The sequence below is a fragment of the Streptomyces sp. PH10-H1 genome (assembly GCF_030063355.1).
GTDB lineage: Bacteria > Actinomycetota > Actinomycetes > Streptomycetales > Streptomycetaceae > Actinacidiphila.
On sequence record NZ_JASISZ010000215.1, the window covers coordinates 1 to 1171 of the forward strand.

The 1171-nt window shown below is 64.5% G+C and carries 1 protein-coding gene; it reads left to right on the plus strand.

The features are described 5' to 3' along the window. Positions 1–47 precede the first annotated feature (47 nt). The gene (locus QMK24_RS41265; RefSeq protein ID WP_283472054.1) at positions 48–1139 is read left to right on the plus strand and encodes an IS630 family transposase; all 1092 of its coding nucleotides are present in this window, start codon (positions 48–50) and stop codon (positions 1137–1139) included. The last annotated feature ends 32 nt before the right edge of the window (positions 1140–1171 follow it).

A 1171-nucleotide genomic window follows, 5' to 3' on the forward strand; every position in this document is an offset into this window, starting at 1 on the left:
TTCTAGTGTCCCGAGTCTCAGAAAAGCAATAGAAGTATGCTGAGGTCATGGCACGCATGGGACGACCGACGGTCGAAGTGGTTCTGACGGACGAGGAGCGCGAGACGCTGGCGCGTTGGTCGCGGCGGGCGACGTCCGCGCAGGCGCTGGCTCTGCGTTGTCGCATCGTCCTCGCGTGTGCCGACGGACTGTCAAACGTGCAGGTGGGGGCCGATCTCAGGGTGCACCCGACGACGGTGGCCACGTGGCGCAGGCGGTTCGCGGTTGACCGGTTGGAGGGCTTGGCCGACGAGAAGCGGCCGGGGCCGGCGCGTACCGTGACCGACGCGCAGGTCGAGGAGGTCGTCGTGCGGACCTTGGAATCGACGCCGAAGGGCGCCACGCACTGGTCCACTCGGGAGATGGCCAAGACCAGCGGGCTGAGCCAGTCCACGGTCTCGCGGATCTGGCGGACTTTCGGCCTCAAGCCGCACCTGGTGGACACCTTCAAGCTGTCCAAGGATCCGCAGTTCATCGACAAGGTTCGCGACGTGGTCGGCCTGTACCTGGACCCGCCCGAGCGGGCCATCGTGCTCTGCGTCGATGAAAAGAGCCAAATTCAGGCTCTGGACCGCTCCGCGCCGGTGCTGCCGATGATGCCCGGCATGCCCGAGCGCCGCACCCACGACTACGTGCGCGGCGGCGTCACCACGCTGTTCGCGGCACTCAACATCGCCACCGGCGAGGTCATCGGCTCAATCCACCGCCGACACCGGGCAGTGGAGTTCAAGAAGTTCCTGGTCAAGCTCGACAAGGAGGTACCCGCCGACCTGGAGGTACATCTGGTCTGCGACAACTACGCCACCCACAAGACCCCCGCGATCCAGAAGTGGCTGCTGGCCCACCCCCGGTTCCACTTGCACTTCACCCCCACCAGCTCGTCCTGGCTCAATCAAGTAGAACGCTGGTTCGGACTTCTGACGGACAAACAGATACGCCGCGGCGTCCACAAGAACATCCAGACCCTGGAGAAGGACATCCGCACCTGGATCGCCACCTGGAACGAGAACCCCAGGCCATTCGAGTGGACCAAAACCGCCGACCAGATCTTCGAACGCCTCGCCGGCTACCTGAACCGCCTCCCGAACCCCAACGACTAGATATGCAGCGAAACCGAGACTCGGGACACTAG

What these genes read in the sequence shown, in the direction of transcription:
- QMK24_RS41265 (WP_283472054.1), top strand. Translation starts at nt 48, where the DNA reads ATGGCACGCATGGGACGACCGACGGTCGAAGTGGTTCTGACGGACGAG.